The organism is Ochrobactrum sp. A-1, from assembly GCF_022488005.1.
Taxonomy (GTDB): domain Bacteria; phylum Pseudomonadota; class Alphaproteobacteria; order Rhizobiales; family Rhizobiaceae; genus Brucella.
Genome location: NZ_JAKVQC010000003.1, coordinates 174,149 through 195,115, shown reverse-complemented (window position 1 = coordinate 195,115; position 20,967 = coordinate 174,149). Strand labels below are relative to the sequence as shown.

Below are 20,967 nucleotides of genomic sequence, written 5' to 3'. Positions count from 1 at the left end.
ATTGCAAGCCCTAACTATCACAGCGCTAAACTCGAGGCGCTCCCGACGGTGGCTATATTCCCTTTACGAAACTATCGTCGACGCCGCCTTCCGACGGTCTGTTACACGAAGGACGGTATAACCAGCCAGCCCTGCGATTAGGGATCCGGCTAAAATCCCGAACTTGACTCGATCCTGCATCGCAGGTTCGTCAAACGCCAGCAGGCCAATAAACAGGCTCATTGTGAAGCCAATTCCGCTCAGCAGCGCAACGCCGAGTGTCTGCCCCCAGCTTGCTGCGGCGGGAAGATCGGCAAGTCCTAGCCGCACCAGAGCGGCTACGGTGCCGAACACGCCGACCAGCTTACCGACTACGAGACCGGCCGCCACACCGAGCGTCAGTGGCTCGATCAAGACAGCAGGGGTAACGCCTGAAAAGGAAACGCCAGCATTGGCAAAGCCAAAAATAGGAACAATTAGGAAGGCGACAGGCTTTTGGAGGGCATGTTCGAGCTGATGCAACGGCGAAACTGAGGGCGATGCTTCCGGCGTTCCGGGCGTGAGGCGAATAGGAATGGTCAACGCCAGAATGACTCCGGCCAGTGTGGCATGAACGCCGGAGCGCAACACCAGAACCCAAAGCACAGCTCCGAGAACCAGATAGAGCCAAAGGCGCATGACACCCGACCTGTTCAGGACGACCAGAGCGCTAATAACCAGAGCCGCGCCACCGAGAGCAACGAAGTTCAAATCGGGCGTATAGAATAATGCGATCACGATGACCGCGCCCAGATCATCAATGATCGCCAGTGCTGCGAGGAAGATTTTCAACGACGCCGGCACTTTTGGCCCGAGCAAAGACAGGACACCGAGCGCAAAGGCGATGTCGGTCGCTGACGGAATTGCCCATCCACGCAGGGCGGCAGGATCGCCGAGATTAAATGCTATGTAGATCACTGCCGGAACGGCCATGCCGCCAGCAGCGGCGGCCCCCGGTAGCAACCGACGACTCCAGCTCGACAATTGCCCGTCCAACATCTCGCGCTTGATCTCAAGCCCGACCAACAGAAAGAACAAGGCCATTAGCGCGTCATTTATCCAGTGTTGGACGCTCAATGGGCCGATATAGGCATGTAGCGCCGAGAAGTAGCTCCCGGCGACAGGCGAATTTGCTGTGAGGATGGCGAGCACTGCAACGGCCATGAGAAGGATGCCGCCAGAGGCTTCATTGTCGAGGAATTGCCGGAGCGTGGAATTGATTCGGCCCTGATTAGGGCTGACGGGCTGAGTTGAGGCCATAGGGCTGCATCCTCTGGGACAGAGTTGTTCTTTTCTCCGTATTAGGGTGAGACCCTGGCGCACGCAGCACACGCCATGATTCGCTTATCATACTCAGGCCGCTTGGCATGGCGAGCAAAACCGGAGCAGTTGTCCGGTTTTTTGAAATTTCGCCTTCGACCGCCGGCCATCAGATTGTGTTGCTGACCAGGTTCCGCCGCCGTTTTCCTGTATTTGCACGCCACAGCCCTACTACGACAAAGACTTGTTGAACTGGCCCAATTTCGGGCTCTTTTAATCGTCCCCGATCCAGGGCCGGCTGAACGGTCCCTGGCCGCAAGGGGACGACATGGCGGCATCTCACCAGAAAACAGAAGCGATTACGCGCGGCGCGCGCATGCTGCGCACGGCCCTTGGGCCGGCGATCGCCCGCTTTCTGGAAGACCCGTCGATCGTCGAGGTGATGCTCAATCCTGACGGCCGGCTCTGGATCGACCGGCTGTCCGAAGGCCTGTCTGACACAGGCGAGCAGCTAGCGCCCGCAGATGGCGAACGGATCGTGCGACTCGTCGCGCACCATGTCGGCGCCGAGGTCCATCCCGGCAATCCGCGGGTGTCGGCCGAACTGCCCGAGACGGGGGAGCGGTTTGAGGGCCTGTTGCCCCCAGTTGTTGCGGCGCCGGCTTTCGCGATCCGCAAACCTGCCGTCGCAGTCTTCACGCTCGACGACTATGTGGCCGCCGGAATCATGTCGGCGGACCAGGCCGAGGCTCTGCGCGAGGCGGTCGCCGCCCGGGCCAACATCCTTGTCGCCGGCGGCACCTCGACCGGCAAGACCACACTCACCAATGCGTTGCTCGCCGAGGTCTCCAAGACCACGGATCGCGTCGTCATCATCGAGGACACGCGCGAGCTGCAATGCTCCGCACCCAACCTCGTCGCCATGCGCACCAAAGACGGTGTCGCCACCTTGTCGGATCTGGTGCGGTCCTCGCTGCGATTGCGACCAGACCGCATTCCGATCGGAGAGGTCCGCGGCTCCGAAGCTCTCGACCTGCTCAAGGCCTGGGGAACGGGTCATCCGGGCGGCATCGGCACCATCCATGCCGGCACAGGGATCGGTGCGCTGCGCCGCCTCGAGCAACTCATCCAGGAAGCCGTCGTCACCGTCCCAAGAGCGCTGATCGCGGAGACCATCGACCTCGTCGCTGTTCTCGCTGGTCGCGGCTCGCAACGCCGGCTCGCCGAACTCGCGTGCGTCGATGGCCTCGGCCCGGACGGCGACTACCGCGTCACTCCCGCAACCTCAGCCTCAAGCCCAACAGGAGATCCCTCATGATCCGTCACGCCCGGCGCATCCGCCGCCATGTCACGGCAGTAGCAGCCGTCACCTATGCGACCCTGATCCTCGCCCCCGCCGCTCACGCTTCCGGTTCGTCCATGCCCTGGGAAGCGCCGCTTCAATCGATCCTGCAATCGATCGAGGGCCCGGTCGCCAAGATCGTCGCGGTCATCATCATCATCGTCACCGGCCTCACACTGGCCTTCGGCGACTCGTCCGGCGGGTTCCGCCGTCTGATTCAGATCGTGTTCGGTCTGTCGATCGCGTTCGCCGCATCCAGCTTCTTTCTCTCCTTCTTCTCGTTCGGCGGCGGGGCGCTCGTGTGATGGCGGGGAGGCTGGAACAGCTCGACGAGGTGCCGGGCTTCACCGTGCAGGTCCACCGGGCGCTAACCGAGCACATCCTACTCGGCGGCGCACCGCGCTCCATCGCCATCATGAACGGCACTTTGGCCGGAGCCGTTGGCCTCGGTCTGCGCCTCTGGCTTGTCGGCCTGGCCATCTGGGTTGTCGGCCACTTCGCCGCCGTCTGGGCCGCCAAGCGCGACCCGCTCTTCGTCGAGGTCGGCCGGAGGCATCTGCGCATCCCCGGCCACCTGTCGGTCTGAAGGAGCAGCGCTCATGATGAACCTCGCTGAATATCGCCGCACTTCCAGCCGCCTGGCGGATTTCCTGCCTTGGGCGGCTCTGGTGGGCCAGGGCGCCGTCCTCAACAAGGACGGTTCGTTCCAGCGTACCGCACGCTTCCGCGGCCCCGACCTCGACAGTGCCGTTGCGGCCGAATTGGTTGCAGTCGCGGGACGCCTCAACAACGCCTTCCGTCGGCTCGGCTCTGGCTGGGCGATCTTCGTTGAAGCGCAACGGCACGAATCCTCGACCTATCCCGAGAGCCGTTTTCCCGATCCGGCGTCGGCCTTGGTCGATGCCGAGCGCAAGGCGGACTTCGAGGAAGCCGGCGCCCATTTCATTTCCGGCTACTTCCTCACCTTCACCTATCTCCCGCCGGCCGAAGATGCGGCGCGGACTGAAGCATGGCTCTATGAGGGACGCGACCGAAGCGGCGTCGATCCGCATGAGGTTCTGCGCGGCTTCATCGATCGCACCGACCGGGTGCTGTCGCTGCTCGATGGCTTTATGCCGGAATGCGGCTGGCTCGATGACGCCGAGACACTGACCTATCTGCATTCCTGCGTTTCAACCAACCATCATCGGGTGCGGGTCCCCGAAACGCCGATCTATCTGGATGCGCTGCTCGCCGATCAGCCGCTTACCGGCGGGCTTGAGCCGCGTCTGGGACATTCCGATCTGCGCATCCTCACTATCGTCGGCTTTCCCACTGCGACGACACCCGGAATCCTGGACGAGCTGAACCGTCTTGCATTCCCCTATCGCTGGTCGACACGGGCAATCCTGCTCGACAAGACCGACGCCACCAAGCTGCTGACAAAGATCCGGCGGCAATGGTTCGCCAAGCGCAAATCCATCGCCGCAATCCTGAAAGAGGTCATGACCAACGAGGCGTCCGCCCTCGTTGACACCGACGCAGCCAATAAGGCCGCAGACGCCGATCTCGCACTTCAGGAACTAGGGGCCGACTATGCCGGCCAGGCTTATGTCACGGCGACCATCACCGTCTGGGACAAAGACCCGCGGATCGCTGACGAAAAGCTGCGTTTGGTCGAGAAGGTGGTCCAGGGCCGCGACTTCACCGCCATGCCCGAGACCATCAACGCCGTAGACGCATGGCTCGGCTCGCTGCCGGGCAATGTCTACGCCAATGTTCGGCAGCCGCCGATTTCCACGCTCAATCTCGCCCACATGATCCCGCTTTCAGCGGTGTGGGCGGGGCCGGAACGGGACGAGCACTTCGGGTCGCCCCCCTTGCTGTTCGGCAAGACCGAAGGAAGCACCCCGTTCCGGTTTTCCCTTCATGTCGGAGATGTCGGCCATACGCTCGTCGTCGGTCCGACTGGTGCGGGCAAGTCCGTGCTGCTGGCGCTGATGGCGCTCCAATTCCGCCGCTACGAAAATTCTCAGGTTTTCGCCTTCGACTTCGGCGGCTCCATTCGGGCCGCGGCATTGGCTATGGGCGGCGATTGGCACGACCTTGGCGGTGATCTGACGGACGGCGCCGAGTCTTCCGTATCACTTCAGCCTCTCGCGCGCGTCCATGACGTGCCCGAACGCGCCTGGGCCGCTGACTGGCTCATCGCCATCCTCATGCGCGAAGGCATCCAGATCACGCCAGAGGTGAAGGAACACCTCTGGTCCGCCTTAACGTCGCTCGCCTCCGCCCCTGTCCAAGAACGGACCATCACCGGCCTGTGCGTGCTGCTGCAATCGATCGATCTCAAGCAAGCCTTGCGGTCCTATTGCGTCGGCGGGCCTTATGGTCGGCTTCTTGATGCCGAGAACGAGCATCTCGGGCATGCAGCGGTGCAGGCGTTCGAGATCGAGGGCCTTGTCGGCACAGGCTCAGCGCCCGCCGTTCTCGCCTATCTCTTTCACCGCATCGGCGACCGCCTCGACGGATCGCCCACACTGCTGATCATCGACGAAGGCTGGCTCGCCCTCGATGACGAAGGCTTCGCAGGTCAGCTCCGCGAATGGCTGAAGACCCTTCGCAAGAAGAACGCATCGGTCATCTTCGCCACCCAATCGCTCAGCGACATTGATGGCTCGGCGATCGCCCCGGCCATCATCGAAAGCTGCCCGACGCGGCTGCTGCTGCCTAACGAGCGGGCGATCGAGCCCCAGATCACCGCAATCTATCGTCGCTTCGGATTGAATGATCGGCAGATCGAGATCCTCGCGCGGGCCACCCCGAAGCGGGACTACTACTGCCAGTCGCGACGCGGCAATCGCTTGTTCGACCTGGGCCTCTCCGAAGTGGGCCTCGCGCTCACTGCGGCTTCTTCCAAAACCGATCAGACGGCTATCGCCAGGATCTTCGCCGAGCATGGGCCAGACGGGTTCCTCCCCGCATGGCTGCGCCTGCGCGGCGTCGACTGGGCCGCCGACCTTATCCCCGATCTCGCCAATCTCGTTCCCCCAGCCCCCAAGGAGACTACGTCATGACCATCCATCGTTCCCGCTCGCGCGCACTATTCACGGCCGCGACAATGCTGGCGATGCCCGTCGCCCTGTCGCCGATCTTCATCTCTCCGGCGCATGCTCAATTTGGCTTCGGACGGATCGTCTATGATCCGTCCAATTACGCGCAGAACGTGCTCACTGCCGCGCGCACGCTGGAGCAGATCAACAACCAGATCACACAGCTCCAGAATGAAGCGCAGATGCTCATCAATCAGGCGCGCAATCTCGCGAGCCTGCCGCATTCCTCGCTCCAGCAGCTTCAACAGGGCTTTCAGCGCACGCAACAGCTTTTGAGCCAGGCTCAGAACATCGCGTTCGATGTTCAGAGCATCGATCGGGCCTTTCAGCAACAATACGGCAATGTCTCACTGTCGACGACGGATCAACAGCTCGTCGCCGATGCACGCTCACGCTGGCAGAACACCGTGGGCGGACTGCAGGACGCAATGCGCGTCCAGGCCGGCGTGGTCGGCAACATCGACACGAACCGCGCCGAAGTTTCGACGCTGGTCGGCCAAAGCCAGGGGGCGACAGGCGCGCTCCAGGCGACCCAGGCCGGCAACCAGCTTCTCGCTCTCCAGTCGCAGCAGCTCTCCGATCTTGTCGCATTGCTCGCGGCCGATGGACGTGCCGGGGCGCTGACCGAAGCAGAAAGGGCTGCCGCAGCCGAACAGGGGCGCGAACAACGCCGCCGGTTCCTGACGCCTGGCTCCGGCTATCAGCCCGGCAACGCCCAGATGTTCAACAACGGCAACTGAGGGCGCAAGCATGGATGGCAAGCTGCTGGCCCGGCTCGGCGCGGTCGTCTTCGTCGCCATCGCGATCACTGCGACGGCGATCGAGATGACCCGGAAGGAGGGAGCTCCCGCAGAGGAGCCCGCGCGTCTCGCAGAGCCCGTTCGAGATCCCCTGCGCGAGGCTCAACGCCGGTGCCAGCAGCTTGGTCAGAGCGCCGCAAGCGATGCGGACTGCATGCGCGTCTGGGCCGAAACCCGCGACCGCTTCCTCGGCCGTGCGCCGGCGCCCACAGCCCCATCTCAGAATCAAGGACAGTGATCCATGGGCGGCACCGGCGTCATCGACACATTCCTGGGCACCTTCACCCGCTACATCGATTCCGGCTTCGGCCTGCTAGGCGGCGAGGTCGCCTTCATCGCCACAACCCTCATCGTCATCGACGTGACGCTGGCCGCGCTCTTCTGGTCCTGGGGAGCCGACGACGACATCATCGCGCGCCTTGTAAAGAAGACACTTTTCGTCGGCGTCTTCGCCTACATCATCGGCAACTGGAACAATCTGGCGAACATCGTCTTCGACAGTTTCGCCGGCCTCGGTCTGAAGGGTTCGGGCACCAGCTTCACCGTTCAGGATCTTTTGCGCCCCGGCAAGGTGGCGCAGACCGGCCTCGATGCCGCCCGTCCATTGCTCGAATCCATTTCCGATCTGATGGGGTGGATCGCCTTCTTCGAGAACTTCATCCAGATCGCCTGCCTGCTGTTCGCATGGGCTCTGGTGCTTCTCGCCTTCTTCATCCTGGCCGTGCAGCTCTTCGTAACGCTGATCGAGTTCAAGCTGACGACGCTTGCGGGCTTTGTGCTGATACCCTTCGGGCTGTTCGGCAAGACCGCCTTCATGGCCGAACGCGTGCTGGGCAATGTCGTGTCATCCGGCATCAAGGTTCTGGTGCTTGCCGTCATCATCGGCATCGGATCGACCCTCTTCTCCCAGTTTACCGCTGGCTTCGGCGGCGAGACCCCTACGATTGACGAGGCCATGGCAGTGGTCCTCGCTGCGCTTTCGCTGCTCGGCCTGGGAATCTTCGGTCCTGGCATCGCCAGCGGCCTCGTCTCAGGCGGTCCGCAGCTCGGCGCCGGCGCCGCTGTGGGCACGGGGCTTGCCGTCGGCGGCGCGGCGCTGGCCGCAGGTGGTGCAGCGGGTCTGGCCGTCAAAGGCGGCGCCGCCGCCATATCCGGTGGAGCCGCCGCCGTGCGTGGTGGCGCTGCCGCTGCCGGCGCCGCATCTTCGGCCTACAGTCTCGGTTCTCTTGGTCAGACTGGCGCGTCGGGCGTGGCCTCGGGCCTCGGAGGCGTCGCACGCGCAGCAGGTTCGGCTGCCGCATCGCCGCTCAAGCGCGCCGCAACGAAAGCTGGCGAAAGCGTCAAGTCCAGCTTCGCCGACGGCGCGAAGGCCGGTTTCGGAGCCACCGGCGGGTCCTCGACCATGGGGACCATCGGCGGCGCCGACGCTGCCGCCGCTTCCGCCAGCCCCCCGCGAGATGGAGCCCCTGACTGGGCGAAGCGCATGAAACGCAGCCAGGCCCTCAGCCACGGCGTCTCAGCGGCCGGTCACGCCGTGCGCTCCGGCGACAGCCATGGCGGCGGCTCTTCCGTCAACCTTTCTGAAAGTGATCGCTCATGAGCCTCTTCAAACGACCCGCAACCCACTATGGCAAGACACCCGAGCCTGAAACGCCCTATCAGAAGGCTGCTCAGGTCTGGGACGAACGCATCGGCTCGGCCCGCGTGCAGGCGAAGAACTGGCGCTACATGGCGTTCGGCAGCCTGATTCTCACAGCGGGGTTTGCCGCAGCCCTGGTCTGGCAGTCAGCTCGCGGGACCGTCGTGCCTTGGGTCGTGCAGGTCGATAATCTCGGCCAGGCGCAAACCGTCGCGCCAGCCTCCGCGGACTATCGGCCCAACGACCCTCAGATCGCTTTCCACCTTGCTCGCTTCATCGAACAGACCCGCGCGATTCCGTCTGACGCCATCATCGTGCGCCAGAACTGGCTTCGCGCTTATGAATGGACCACTGATCGCGGCGCCGCAGCGCTGAACGACTACGCCCGCTCCAACGACCCGTTCACACGGGTCGGCCGCCAGCAAGTCGCCGTAGAAGTCTCAAGTGTGATCCGGGCTTCCCCCGATAGCTTCCGTGTCGCCTGGACAGAGCGTCACTATGAAAACGGCCAGCTCGCCCGAACGGAACGCTGGACCGCCATCCTGACCATCGTCATCCAGACGCCGCGCGACGCAGAACGCCTCCGCGCCAATCCTCTGGGCATCTACGTCAATGCCATCAACTGGTCGCGGGAGATGAGCCAATGAGCCGCCCTCCGATGAGCAAATCCGCGTTTCAGGGTTTTTCCAGATCTGGCCTCGCGATCGTTCTGCTTTCCGCGACCGTGCTTGCCGGTTGCGCGACCAATCGGCCGCCGCAAATCAGTTACGATTCGGACGTGCCGCCGCTGCCCGCCGTGCCGGCAGTCGTCACGGACGCGCCGCCGAGGCCATTGCATGTCCCTCCGGCATGGACGCCGGCAAGAGGGGGGACAGCCGCCAACACCCCGGAGGGGCGCGTCCAGAACGCCAACTCGGCCGCCCGCGTTCAGCCTCGCCGCGAAGGCTATTTCAACTCGATCCAGATCTATCCCTGGAGCGAAGGCGCGCTCTATCAGGTCTATGCCGCGCCCGGCCAAATCACCAATATCGCGCTGGAGCCAGGGGAGAGCCTGACCGGAGCCGGCCCCATCGCCGCTGGCGACACGGCACGATGGATCATCGGCGATACCGAAAGCGGCAGCGGCGCGACCCGTCGCGTCCATATCCTCGTCAAACCAAGTCGCACTGACATCACGACCAACCTCGTTATCACGACCGATCGGCGGGTTTACATGATCGAACTGCGCTCCGGGGAAGCGCCCTATATGCCCGCCGTCGCTTGGGCCTACCCGCAGCCGCCCGCAGGTCAGAGGCAGAGCGTCCCGGCGACCCCCGTCATCCCCGTCGCCTCGGCGCGCAACTATCGCTACGGCTTGACCGGTGATTCACCGCCCTGGCGGCCCGTGTCGGTCTATGATGACGGGCGGCGGGTCTATGTGGAGTTCCCGCGCGGCATCGTCCAAGGCGAGATGCCGCCGCTGTTCGTCATTGGCTCCGATGGCGAAGCGCAAATCGTCAACAGCCGCATTTTCCAGCACATCCTGATCGTCGATCGCCTCTTCGGCGCGGCCGAGCTGAGACTCGGCAGCGGCGACCGCCAGCAAACCGTCAGGATTGTCCGCACCGACGGGAGGCCAGCGTCATGAGCAACAAGGAAGATAACCGCGATGACGGCCTGGCGCCCGCCGGTCCCACTGTCGCGTCAACCTCGACCATGCGGCTGCGCGCTGAGCCTCCGCGCGTCACCCGGCTGTCCCGCAAGGTATTGGCTGGTGTCGGCCTCATCGCCAGCATCGGCATCGGCAGCGCGCTGATTTATGCGTTGCAGACGCGCCAAGGCGGGCCGGGCAACGAGGAGCTCTATTCCACGGAGAACAGAACCACTGCCGATGGTCTTGCGGGACTGCCGCGCGACTATACCGGACCGGTCCTCGGCCCACCTTTGCCAGGCGATCTCGGCGGTCCGATCCTCGACGCCCAGAACCGCGGCCAGCCCGTCGTGCCGCCAGCAATGGCGACACCCCAGGTCGATCCCGAGGAGCAACGCCGTCTCGCCGAGGAGGAAGCAGCCCGAACGAGCCGGGTGTTCTTCCAAACAGGACCTGGAACGGGCGCACCGCCTGCAACCCCAGCCATGAGCAGTCCGTCGCTGGCGGGCCTCGGCCTGCCGGGTCAGATGGGAACACCAACAGCCCAGGAGCGGCAGAGCGCTTTCCTGAACGCTGCTGTCGATCGGCGCACGGTCTCGCCAGATCGCGTCATGGCCCCGGCATCGCCCTATGTGCTTCAGGCCGGCGCGGTGATATCCGCCGCCCTCATAACCGGCATCCGCTCCGACCTTCCCGGCCAGATCACCGCGCAGGTGACCGAGCACATCTATGACAGTCCCACCGGCCGCATCCTGCTCGTCCCCCAGGGCACCCGTATCATCGGCGAATACAGCAACGATGTCGGTTTCGGACAGCGCCGCGTGCTCTTGGTCTGGAACCGGCTGATCTTGCCGAACGGGCGCTCTATCGTCCTGGAACGCCAGCCCGGCGCCGACACGCAAGGTTATGCCGGCCTTGAGGACGGCGTCGACTACCATTGGTGGGACCTTGCGAAAGCCGCCGGGTTGTCGACCCTTCTCGCCGTGGGCGCCGAGATCGCCGTCGACGATGAGGACCGTCTGATCCGCGCCATTCGCGACGGCGCCCAGGACACCATCAATGACGCTGGCCAGCAGATCATCCGCCGCCAGTTGCAGGTCGCGCCCACCCTGACAATCCGGCCGGGATTCCCGGTCCGCGTGATCGTCACCCGCGACCTGGTGCTCGAACCCTATGGAGCAGCGCAATGACCAAACTGAAGCTCGGCCCGATCGCCGAGGACAAGCCGGTGAAGATAACCCTGGATCTCCCCGGCGCTCTTCACCGCGACCTCAGTGCCTATGCGGACGCGCTTGGCCGTGAATCCGGCCAACCCGTCATCGACCCCAAAAAGCTCATTGTTCCGATGCTTGAGCGGTTTATGGCGACGGACCGGGGGTTCGCCAAAGCGCGCCGACATCGCGAGTGATCGCGACCCGGACCCCGATCCGGCAAGATCAGATAAGCCGCCTCAGGCGCTCTCCAGAGTCTTTGGACGCTAGTTTCGAGGCTAGCGAAAGAAAACGCCGAAGTGACGGGTTATCCCGGCCAGGCGCCCAGACTGCGCTGAACGGGACTATGTCTTCGTCCTCGACCAGAGGTCGCAGTACGAGCCGGGGGACGGAAACAAAGCTCCAGCCGGCCGACACCACAGTTATGCCTCTGCCGATAGCGACCATGTTCATCAAGGTCTCCTGGTTGCATGGCATGATTTTGATGGCGGGATAGTTGCTGTAATCCGCCAACCGACGAACGATGTAATCGTGGACCTCAAGTCCGGGCGCGCATTTCGTCGCCAGGAATTTCTGGTCGCGGAGCCACGACCATTCAATCGATTCACGCTCGGCTAGATGATGATCCGCCGAGAAGGCAACATGCACCCGCTCTTGCCAGAGCTCGGCGGTTTCACAATCGGCGATCGCGCCATTCCCGGTAAAGAAAGCGATATCCAGTTGCCGGGACCGCAGTGCGGCTATGTGTTCGGCCCTTCCTCCATCCCTGATCTCGATGGATACCTCCGGGTGCAACAAGGCATATTGTTCGATGAGCTCCCTCAGAAACCCGCCCGCAAGCGACGTCAGAACGCCGATGCTAAGGCTTCCGTTTTCGCCGCGGCCCGCCGCGCCGGCGGTTTGGGTCGCTCGCATGATCTGCTCAATCGCTGGACGGACGGCGGCGACAAATTGCTCTCCGGCATGCGTCAGGCGAATCCCGGAGGGGCATCGCTCGAAGAAAGAAACGCCCACCACATCCTCAATGCGTTGCACGCCCCGGCTCACCGTCGCCGGATATTGCCCCAACGCCTCCGCAGCGCGCCGAAAGCTGCGATAGTCCGCCGCCGCCACGACATACTGAAGCGAACTCAGGTCAAACGGGATCTTCGTGGACACGGGAGGAAAAGAAGGCCCCTCTGAGTCCTGGTTTTCCTCCTCCATCCGGTCGCCCTTCAATCAATCGGCGGAGGAAGCGATAAATGCCTCAGGACCAACGGCCTTGAGCAACAATCCCATTTGGAAAAGACGACCACGGTCAGCCCCGGCACCGCCGTTCGGGCGACGCCGGTGACCTCGACGACCTCTTGTCGATCCGGCCGTCGGAACCTCCTCATACCGGCTGTTCTACCAGGACAGAATACGCGGCAGGCGCGGTCTTCGCGCCGCGCAGCATTTTCATGACCTGCTCATCGCGCGTCCGACGGGCGACCGCCGCGAGAATCTTCAGGTATTCGTTGCTGCCTTCGGGGGACGACAGCAGCAGAAAGACAACATCGACGGGAAGGTCGTCCACCGACTCGAAATCGATTGGCTTCTTCAGCACCATCAGCGCCGCAAATGATGTCTGCAGCCCGGGGACCGGTGCATGAGGCATGGCGACGCCATGACCGATGCCGGTCGAACCCAGACGTTCGCGGCCCAGCAAAGCTGTGTGGATCGCTTCCTCGGTCAGCCCCGTGCGGGCGGCCGCATGCGCGGCCAGCTTCTTGATCAGGACGGCTTTTGTCGAGATGGATAGATCAAGGATCACGTCCTCTGGTGCAATTGCAGATGACAGGTTCATAAGAGTACTCACGTTAAGTCGCCCGCCCGTGGACGAGCGCGCGCGGTCACTGCTCCGGCTCACGGAGGCGGTAACCGACACCTGTTTCAGTCAGGATATATTGCGGTTGATCGGGCGTGGCCTCGATCTTCTGCCGCAACTGGCGGACATAGACCCGCAGATATTGGACATCGGTCGCGCCGCCCCACACATGCTTGAGGATGTGCTGGTGCGTAATGACCTTGCCCGCGTGCTGCACGAGAACGCGCAGGATTTCATATTCCTTGGGTGAGAGCTTCACCTCCTTGTCTGCGACCTTGACGATCCGCTTCACCAGGTCGACCGAGAGATCGCCGACCTGGAATATCGGGCGTTCGCCCTGCTGCTGGAGCTTGTGCCTGAGCGCCACCCGAATGCGCGCCGCTAGCTCGCGCATCCCGAATGGTTTGGTCAGATAATCGTCGGCGCCCAGTTCCAGCGCCTTGACGATGCCCGTTTCATCGGTCCGGCTGGAGAGGATCACGATCGGCAGCTCGACAAGCTCGGCCCGCCACCTTTCGAGCAGCTCATGGCCGGAGATATCGGGCAGCCCAAGATCGAGCAGAATGAGATCGGGCTTCTCCTCTGTAAGGAGCGCGACGGCCTCCTCGCCGTTTGCAGCCTCGACCATGGCATAGCCCTCTGCTGTCAGCCCGACACGCAGGAGCTTCCTGATCGGCGGTTCGTCATCGACGACGAGAATCTTGACTACGGACGTACTCATATCCTTCCTTCCAAAGTCGAGGGCTCCGGTCCGATCGGAAACCGCAGCGTGAAAATGGCGCCGGGTCTGTCGGCCCCGTTGGTCGCGAAAATCGTTCCGCCCATCGCCTCGACAAATCCCTTGCAGATGGAAAGTCCAAGCCCGGTTCCAGCCTGGACGTGGTCCTTCTTCCGGACGCGATAGAAACTGTCGAAAATCCTGGTGAGATCGTCGGGCGGAATGCCGGGCCCTTCATCGACGACCTGCAATGTGACGTGGCTCTCGTCCGCCCACGCCCGAAGCGCGATCTGCGACCCTGACGGTGCGTATTTGCGGGCATTGTCGAGCAGATTGAACAGCACCTGTTCGAACAGGACCGGATCGAGCCGAACCATCGGCAGATCGGGCGGCACTGCAAGGTCTACCCTGTGGAGAGCCAATATCTTCTCGGCACGGCGCAGGGCGCTGCCGACGCTGTCGCCGATGAACAGCGGCGTCAGCGACACCGCCGCAGCGCCGGATTCCAGCCGTGTCATGTCGAGAAGGTTCGCGATGAACCGGTTCAGCCGCTCGGCCTCTTCGACAATTGTCGTCAGCAACTCGACCCGACCGGAATCGGTCAGGGATGTCGAATAGTCTCTGAGCGCTCCCGCAGATCCGAGGATCGACGCCAAAGGCGTCTTGAGGTCATGCGATAGTGACGTCAAAAGCGCGGAGCGCAGCTTGTCCGCCTCGGCGGCCAGACGCGCATTGTCGACATCGGCGACCAGCTGGATGCGCTCGATCGCCAGAGCGGCCTGATCTGCCAGTGAGTCGAACAGCCGCTGTTCCAAGGGCGTCAGAACCGGCCCTTGCTTGTCATTGTCCAGACCAATGACGCCCACCCGTGTCCTACCGGTTTTCAGGGGAAGGTAGAGGCGCTTCGCACCCGGCAGCGTGTCCGCTCCACGCCCTGCAGGCTTGTCATGCTCCCAGGCCCATTGGGCCGCCGCAATGTCGGCGTCATCGAGCGTATCGTCGGGCGGGAAACCCGCCTGGACCGCGATGCGGCCATTCTCCGGCAGTAGAGCGACGACCCTGACCTGAAGCATCGAGGCGATCTGATAGACCGTCGCCCAAAGAACGTCGCCCAAGGTCCCGGCGCCGGCGAGCTTCTTGCTGAACAGATAAAGGCCCTCGGTCGTTTTGGCCCGCTGACGTGCTGTCACAGCCTGGCGTTGAACACGCCCGGCAAGATTGCTGGCGATCACCGCAACGCCGAGAAAGAACGCGAAGGCGACGACGCTCTCGGGATCGCCGATATCCAGCGTGTAGCGCGGTTCGAGGAAAAAGAAGTTGAAGACTAGCGCGCCCAATACGGAAGCGAACAGCGCCGGCCAGAGGCCGCCGCCCATAGCCGAGGCCAGCACGGCCATCAGAAAGACGAGGGCGATGTTGCGGACGTCCAGAAAGCGCGAGAGCGCCGTTCCGATGCCTAGCGCCATGGCGACGTAGAGCGAACTCCACAGATAGTGGCCGAAGTCGATTCGTCGTTTGGGCCGCGCGCTGACGGTCGCTGGAGATCGCGTTTCCTCGCCGTTGCCCGGCGAGATGACATGCACGCTCACATCCGTCTTGGCGCGGATCAGATCATGCGAAACGGAGCCCGCGAATATCTCCCGCCACCTGGGCGAGGTCGGCATGCCGACGATGACGTGCGCATAGTTGTTGGTCGATGCGTAGGCCAGGATCTCTTGCGCAACGTTCTCGCCTGGAAGGGTAACAGCCTCGGCGCCGAGCTGCTCGGCAAGACGCAATGCACTGGCGATCTTGTCCTTCTGCTGCTCTGAGAGTCGGGCATCCTTGCTCGTCTCGACGTGAACCGCGGCCCATGGCGCACGAAGCCGGTCGGCCTGACGGCGGCCGTAGCGGACAAGCGCCATCGCTCCGGGCCGTTCGTTGATGCACACCAGGACGCGCTCGCCGGCCGACCAGGGGCCGGCGATGGCATGCGCCTGCATATGCGTGACCAACTGGTCATCGACCCGCTGCGCTGTGCGCCGCAGCGCCAACTCACGAAGGGCTGTCAGGTTGCTGGGCGAAAAATAATTCTGCGTCGCGCGCTTGGCTGTTTTGGGCAGATAGACCTTGCCCTCGTTCAAGCGCTTGATCAGGTCGCCCGGCGTGATGTCGATGATTTCGATATCGTCGGCGCGGTCAATGATCGAATCCGGAACGGTCTCGCGCACCCGGATCCGTGTGATCTGCGCTACCACGTCGTTGAGGCTTTCGACGTGCTGGATGTTAAGGGTGCTGTAGACGTCTATGCCGTTGGCGAGCAGTTCCTCGACGTCGAGATAGCGCTTCGGATGGCGACTGCCCGGCGCGTTGGTATGGGCGAGCTCGTCCACCAGGACCAGCGCCGGCTTGCGCGCCAGAATTGCGTCGATATCCATCTCATCGAGCACATGCCCTCGATACGGCACAGTGCGGCGCGGAACGATCTCGAACCCGTCGACCAGAGCCTCGGTCTCGGCCCGCCCGTGGGTCTCGACCACCCCGATGACCACGTCGACGCCATCGGCCCGCTGAGCCCGGCCCGACATGAGCATCTCATACGTCTTGCCCACACCCGGCGCCGCCCCAAGAAAGATCTTGAGGTGGCCCCGCGTCTCCCGCTGCGCACTTTCCAGCAATGCATCAGGCGATGGCCGGCTCTGCTCTCGTATTGAGTCGTCAGACACTTAGTTGACTCCGGATCAACGTTCAGGACGGCTATTATAGCCGTCCTGACAGCTTCATTCAGCTTCTATTGGCGTCGTCGAGCGCCAGGTTCAGCTTGAGAACGTTGACCACGGGCTCACCCATGAAGCCGAGCATGCGCGGCTCGACATACTGATCGACCAATGCGCGCACCACAGCCTCGTCGATACCGCGCGCTTTGGCGACACGCCCCACCTGGAAGTAGGCGGCTTCGGGCGTGATGTGCGGGTCAAGTCCGCTGCCCGAGGCGGTCACGAGGTTCATCGGAACGGTCGCATCGCCACCGTTCGCCGCGCGCAGAGCCTCTGTATCGGCGGCGACGCGGTCGCGAAGCGCCTGGCTGGTAGGGCCAAGGTTGGAGCCACCCGAAGCGCCCGCGTCATAGCCGTCGGAGCCGGCCGCCGACGGGCGGGGGTGGAAGTAGCGCTCGCCGGTGAACCGCTGGCCGATCAGCTCGGAGCCGACGACCGTGCCGTTGCGCTCGATCAGGCTGCCATTGGCCTGGAAGGGAAGGATCGCCTGCGCGATCCCGGTGATACCGAGCGGATAGAGAAACCCGGTGATGATGGTGAAGGCTACGATCATGAAAATCGCAGGTCGGATTTGCTTAAGCATCTTTGTTTGTCCCGAATGATCCGCCGCTGAACAACAGCAAGGACGCGGAATGATTTCGTGGTCGTCGGTCCCGCCTTAGGCGAGACCGACGGCGGTGATCGCCATGTCGATGAGTTTGATGCCGGCGAAGGGCACGAGAATGCCGCCCAGGCCGTAGATCAGGAGGTTACGGGACAACAGCGAACCCGCTCCGATGGCGCGATACTTGACGCCTTTCAGCGACAGCGGGATCAGCGCCACGATGATGAGGGCGTTGAAGATGATCGCCGACAGGATCGCGCTCTCGGGCGAAGCGAGGCCCATGATGTTGAGCGCGCCGAGCTGCGGATAGAAGACGAGGAACATCGCCGGGATGATCGCGAAATACTTCGCGATATCGTTGGCGATCGAGAACGTCGTCAGCGCGCCGCGCGTCATCAGCAACTGCTTGCCGATTTCCACGATCTCGATCAGCTTGGTCGGGTCGCTGTCGAGATCCACCATGTTGCCGGCCTCGCGGGCGGCGACCGTGCCGGTGTTCATGGCGACGCCGACATCCGCCTGGGCGAGCGCCGGGGCGTCATTGGTGCCGTCACCACACATGGCGACCAGCTTGCCCTTGGCCTGCTCCTCACGGATCAGCGCCAGCTTGTTCTCCGGCGTCGCCTGCGCCAGGAAGTCATCGACGCCAGCTTCGGCGGCGATGGCCGCCGCGGTCATCGGGTTGTCGCCGGTGATCATCACCGTGCGGATACCCATGCGGCGCAGCTCGGCGAACCGTTCCTTGATGCCGCCCTTGACGATGTCCTTGAGGTAGATGACGCCGAGCAGGCGGCCATCCTTCACCACGGCGAGCGGCGTGCCGCCTGCCTTGGCGATCTGGTCGGCGATGCCCTGAAGCTCACGAACGCTTTCGGCGGACGCGCGCGGGCTGCCGGTCGCGACCGTGGAGAGATCCACGTGCTTCAGAACCGCATCGACCGCGCCCTTGCGGATGGTCGAACCGTCCAGGTCGACGCCGCTCATCCGGGTCTGCGCCGTGAAGGGGACGAAGGTGGCGTTGAGGCTCGCCATGTCGCGCGCGCGGATGCCGTATTTTTCCTTGGCGAGCACTACGATCGAGCGGCCTTCGGGGGTCTCGTCGGCCAGCGAAGCAAGCTGCGCTGCATCGGCGAGTTCCTTTTCGGTGACGCCCCGGATCGGCCGGAACTCGCTCGCCTGACGGTTGCCGAGCGTGATCGTGCCGGTCTTGTCGAGCAGCAGCGTGTCGACGTCGCCAGCGGCTTCAACGGCACGGCCGGACATGGCCAGAACATTGAAGCGGACCAGCCGGTCCATACCGGCAATGCCGATGGCCGAGAGCAGTGCGCCAATGGTGGTCGGAATCAGCGTGACGAACAGGGCGACCAGAACGATGATGGGAACATACCCGCCCGAATAGGTCGCGAAGCTCGGAATGGTCACGACCGCCAGAACGAAGATCAGCGTCATGCCCGCAAGCAGGATATTGAGCGCGATTTCGTTCGGCGTTTTCTGGCGCTCGGCGCCTTCAACGAGAGCGATCATCTTGTCGATGAAAGTCGAGCCAGCCGCGGCCGTGATCCGGACCTTGATCCAGTCGGAGAGCACTTGCGTGCCGCCAGTGACGGCGGAGCGGTCGCCACCAGACTCGCGGATGACAGGGGCCGATTCGCCGGTGATAGCCGCTTCGTTCACCGACGCGACGCCCTCGATGACTTCGCCGTCAGAGGGGATGATGTCGCCGGGCTCGACGAGAACAACGTCACCAACCTTCAGCGTGGCCCCGGGCACCATTTTGTAGTCGGAGCCGCCGTTCGAAAGCAGCTTGGCCTGGGTCTCGCTGCGCGTGCGCCGAAGCGATTCCGCCTGCGCCTTGCCGCGCCCTTCGGCGACGGCTTCGGCAAAGTTGGCGAAAAGCACTGTGAACCAGAGCCACAGCACGATCTGCAGCGAGAAGCCGACATTTTCGGCCCCGGTCGCGATGTCCTTCAACAGCAGCACCGTCGTCAGCACCGAGACGACCGCGACGACGAACATTACGGGGTTTTTGGCGAGGCTCTTCGGATTCAGTTTCCGGAAGGCATCGCCAATGGCCGGTACAAGTATGCGAGCGTCCAGCATGCTCGCGGATTTGGACTGGTTCATAAGAAACTCCAGCGAGTTTGTTCTTGGGGGCCAACCACTCGGTCACGCCGCCGCGAGCAATTCAGTGATAAGTTTGGCGAGGAGCACCACGCCCCCCAGAGTCAGTGTCATGCCGAGAATGATCGTCGATGCCCTGGGCGGTCTGGCCGCCCCTCGCTTCTGAAACCAGGAGCGAGGGTTCACGACAAATCGGATCGATCTCAGCCATTTGGCCGTCATCGCGATCCTCAGAACGTCTGGCCCGCCAGCATGGCGAAGTGCTCGACGATCGGACCCAGCGCCAGGACCGGGAAGAACGTCAGGCCGCCGACGATCAGCGTCACGCCAACGACAAGGCCGATGAACAGCGGTCCCGTCGTGGGCAGTGTTCCCGTCGATGCCGGCACGCTCTTCTTGGCCGCGAGCGAGCCCGCGATCGCCAGGACCGGCACGATGAGCAGGAAGCGCCCCATCAGCATCGCGAGACCGATAGTGATGTTGTAGAAGGGCGTATTCGCGCTCAGACCGGCAAAGGCGCTGCCGTTGTTGTTGGCGCCGGACGTGAAGGCGTACAACACCTCGCTCAATCCATGCGGGCCAGCGTCCTGGATGCTGGACAAGCCAACAGGAAGAACGACGGCGATCGCGGTCAGGGCCAAGATGGCGAGCGACGGTCCAAGCATCGCGAGGATGCTCATCTTCACTTCCTTGGCCTCGATCTTCTTGCCGATATATTCCGGCGTGCGACCGACCATCAGACCGGCGATGAAGACGGCGAGGATCGCGAAGATCAAGGTGCCGTATACACCGGCGCCGATGCCACCGAGCGGCGGGATCTGCATGTTGAACAGGGGCACAAGGCCGCCAAGCGGCATGAGGCTGTCATGCATAGTGTTGACGGCGCCCGTCGAGGCCGACGTCGTTACGACGGCGAAGAGCGAGGAAAGCGCAATGCCGAACCGCGTCTCCTTGCCTTCCATGTTGCCGCCCTCGAGGCCGAGCGCATGGAGCAGCGGGTTTCCAGCGGATTCAGCCCAATAGATGACGCTGATGCCGGCGACAACGATGGTGAGGACCGCGCCAAGCAGTGCCCAACCCTGCTTCTGGTTACCGATCATACGGCCGAACACGTTCAGCATCGCAAAGGAGATCGAGTAGATCGCCAGAATGTGGATCAAGTTGGTCAGTGCCGTCGGATTCTCGAACGGATGGGAAGAGTTGGCGTTGAAGAAGCCGCCGCCATTCGTTCCCAGATGCTTGATGATCATCTGCGAAGCGACAGGGCCCTGCGCGATAGTCTGCTGAGCGCCTTCAACCGTCGTGGCGACGGTGTAGGGGTTCAGGTTCTGCGGAACGCCTTGCCACACCAGCACCAGGCTGCCGACGATGCAGATCGGCATCAGGATGTAGAGCGTCGCCCGCGTCAGATCGACCCAGAAATTGCCGACGGTCTTGGCGGACGCGCGAGAGAAGCCGCGAATGATCGCCATGGCCCCGGCCACGCCCACAGCCGCCGACACGAAGTTCTGCACCGTGATGCCGGCCATCTGTGTCAGATAGCTCATGGTGGTTTCGCCGCCATAGCCCTGCCAGTTGGTGTTGGTCATGAAGCTGACCGCCGTGTTGAACGACGAATCCGCGCTTACAGCGCCCATTCCGGCGGGATTGAAGGGCAAACCGCCCTGGATGCGCTGCAAGAGATAAAGCAGTGCGAAACCGGCCAGGTTGAACAGCAGCATGGCGCCCAGGTAGGTCGTCCAGTGCTGCTCTTCCTTCTCACTGGTTCCGGCCATGCCATAGAGGCCGCGTTCCACGGGTCCCAGAACCGGCGAAAGGAAGGTCCTCTCGCCGTTCATGACACGCGTGATGTAGCCGCCGAGCGGCTTCACCAGCGCGATGACGATCCCGAGAAAGACTAGGATCTGTATCCATCCATTTATTGTCATCG

General features: G+C 63.2%; 19 protein-coding genes. 11 read left to right on the top strand and 8 right to left on the bottom strand.

Annotation, left to right across the window (positions count from 1 at the left end):
* Positions 1–63: 63 nt before the first annotated feature.
* Positions 64–1,278 carry a Na+/H+ antiporter NhaA gene (nhaA, locus tag MKS82_RS02505; RefSeq protein WP_240578301.1) on the bottom strand — a complete coding sequence of 405 codons (1,215 nt, stop codon included), beginning with the start codon at positions 1,276–1,278 and terminating at the stop codon, positions 64–66.
* Positions 1,279–1,606: 328 nt separating this feature from the next.
* On the opposite strand from nhaA, the gene trbB reads away from it, so the two are divergent.
* The 11 genes from trbB to MKS82_RS02450 all read left to right on the top strand — a co-directional run bounded on the left by trbB (position 1,607) and on the right by MKS82_RS02450 (position 11,189).
* The gene (gene trbB, locus MKS82_RS02500; RefSeq protein WP_119036649.1) at positions 1,607–2,596 is read left to right on the top strand and encodes a P-type conjugative transfer ATPase TrbB; all 990 of its coding nucleotides are present in this window, start codon (positions 1,607–1,609) and stop codon (positions 2,594–2,596) included.
* Positions 2,593–2,925, top strand: coding sequence for a TrbC/VirB2 family protein (locus MKS82_RS02495; RefSeq protein WP_114076026.1), 333 nt, complete (start codon positions 2,593–2,595; stop codon positions 2,923–2,925). Before trbB ends, MKS82_RS02495 begins: the two co-directional genes overlap by 4 nt.
* Complete coding sequence (locus MKS82_RS02490; protein ID WP_003170524.1) at positions 2,925–3,206, top strand: VirB3 family type IV secretion system protein; 282 nt, start codon at positions 2,925–2,927, stop codon at positions 3,204–3,206. Before MKS82_RS02495 ends, MKS82_RS02490 begins: the two co-directional genes overlap by 1 nt.
* Before the next feature lie 13 nt (positions 3,207–3,219).
* Complete coding sequence (gene trbE, locus MKS82_RS02485) at positions 3,220–5,676, top strand: conjugal transfer protein TrbE (RefSeq protein ID WP_119036648.1); 2,457 nt, start codon at positions 3,220–3,222, stop codon at positions 5,674–5,676.
* On the top strand, positions 5,673–6,452 hold the full coding sequence (gene trbJ, locus MKS82_RS02480) for a P-type conjugative transfer protein TrbJ (protein ID WP_119036647.1): 780 nt from the start codon (positions 5,673–5,675) through the stop codon (positions 6,450–6,452). Before trbE ends, trbJ begins: the two co-directional genes overlap by 4 nt.
* Before the next feature lie 10 nt (positions 6,453–6,462).
* Complete coding sequence (trbK-alt, locus tag MKS82_RS02475; RefSeq protein WP_119036646.1) at positions 6,463–6,750, top strand: putative entry exclusion protein TrbK-alt; 288 nt, start codon at positions 6,463–6,465, stop codon at positions 6,748–6,750.
* A gap of 3 nt (positions 6,751–6,753) precedes the next feature.
* Positions 6,754–8,112, top strand: coding sequence for a P-type conjugative transfer protein TrbL (trbL, locus tag MKS82_RS02470; protein WP_114076022.1), 1,359 nt, complete (start codon positions 6,754–6,756; stop codon positions 8,110–8,112).
* Entirely contained in the window at positions 8,109–8,798 is a 690-nt protein-coding gene (trbF, locus tag MKS82_RS02465) for a conjugal transfer protein TrbF (RefSeq protein WP_010395139.1), read from the top strand. Before trbL ends, trbF begins: the two co-directional genes overlap by 4 nt.
* A gap of 11 nt (positions 8,799–8,809) precedes the next feature.
* Positions 8,810–9,778 carry a P-type conjugative transfer protein TrbG gene (gene trbG, locus MKS82_RS02460; RefSeq protein ID WP_240578300.1) on the top strand — a complete coding sequence of 323 codons (969 nt, stop codon included), beginning with the start codon at positions 8,810–8,812 and terminating at the stop codon, positions 9,776–9,778.
* 68 nt (positions 9,779–9,846) lie between these two features.
* Positions 9,847–10,971: a TrbI/VirB10 family protein gene (locus MKS82_RS02455; RefSeq protein WP_199286205.1), complete on the top strand. Its 1,125-nt coding sequence runs from the start codon at positions 9,847–9,849 to the stop codon at positions 10,969–10,971.
* The gene (locus MKS82_RS02450) at positions 10,968–11,189 is read left to right on the top strand and encodes a DUF2274 domain-containing protein (RefSeq protein ID WP_114076019.1); all 222 of its coding nucleotides are present in this window, start codon (positions 10,968–10,970) and stop codon (positions 11,187–11,189) included. Before MKS82_RS02455 ends, MKS82_RS02450 begins: the two co-directional genes overlap by 4 nt.
* A gap of 28 nt (positions 11,190–11,217) precedes the next feature.
* Here MKS82_RS02450 and MKS82_RS02445 read toward each other — a convergent pair whose 3' ends face one another.
* From MKS82_RS02445 to kdpA, 7 genes are all read right to left on the bottom strand, one after another.
* Positions 11,218–12,195 carry a LysR family transcriptional regulator gene (locus tag MKS82_RS02445; protein WP_114076018.1) on the bottom strand — a complete coding sequence of 326 codons (978 nt, stop codon included), beginning with the start codon at positions 12,193–12,195 and terminating at the stop codon, positions 11,218–11,220.
* A gap of 169 nt (positions 12,196–12,364) precedes the next feature.
* A complete protein-coding gene (locus MKS82_RS02440; RefSeq protein ID WP_114076017.1) occupies positions 12,365–12,817 on the bottom strand; it encodes a PTS sugar transporter subunit IIA in 453 nt (150 codons plus the stop codon).
* A 46-nt stretch (positions 12,818–12,863) separates the two neighbouring features.
* Entirely contained in the window at positions 12,864–13,559 is a 696-nt protein-coding gene (locus MKS82_RS02435) for a response regulator transcription factor (RefSeq protein WP_119036644.1), read from the bottom strand.
* The gene (locus MKS82_RS02430; RefSeq protein WP_240578299.1) at positions 13,556–16,261 is read right to left on the bottom strand and encodes a sensor histidine kinase; all 2,706 of its coding nucleotides are present in this window, start codon (positions 16,259–16,261) and stop codon (positions 13,556–13,558) included. The genes MKS82_RS02435 and MKS82_RS02430 overlap by 4 nt, the downstream gene beginning before the upstream one ends.
* 58 nt (positions 16,262–16,319) lie before the next feature.
* Complete coding sequence (gene kdpC / locus MKS82_RS02425) at positions 16,320–16,895, bottom strand: potassium-transporting ATPase subunit KdpC (RefSeq protein ID WP_119036642.1); 576 nt, start codon at positions 16,893–16,895, stop codon at positions 16,320–16,322.
* Positions 16,896–16,970: 75 nt separating this feature from the next.
* Positions 16,971–19,040 carry a potassium-transporting ATPase subunit KdpB gene (gene kdpB, locus MKS82_RS02420; protein WP_119036641.1) on the bottom strand — a complete coding sequence of 690 codons (2,070 nt, stop codon included), beginning with the start codon at positions 19,038–19,040 and terminating at the stop codon, positions 16,971–16,973.
* A gap of 227 nt (positions 19,041–19,267) precedes the next feature.
* A complete protein-coding gene (gene kdpA, locus MKS82_RS02415; RefSeq protein ID WP_119036640.1) occupies positions 19,268–20,965 on the bottom strand; it encodes a potassium-transporting ATPase subunit KdpA in 1,698 nt (565 codons plus the stop codon).
* Positions 20,966–20,967 lie beyond the last annotated feature (2 nt).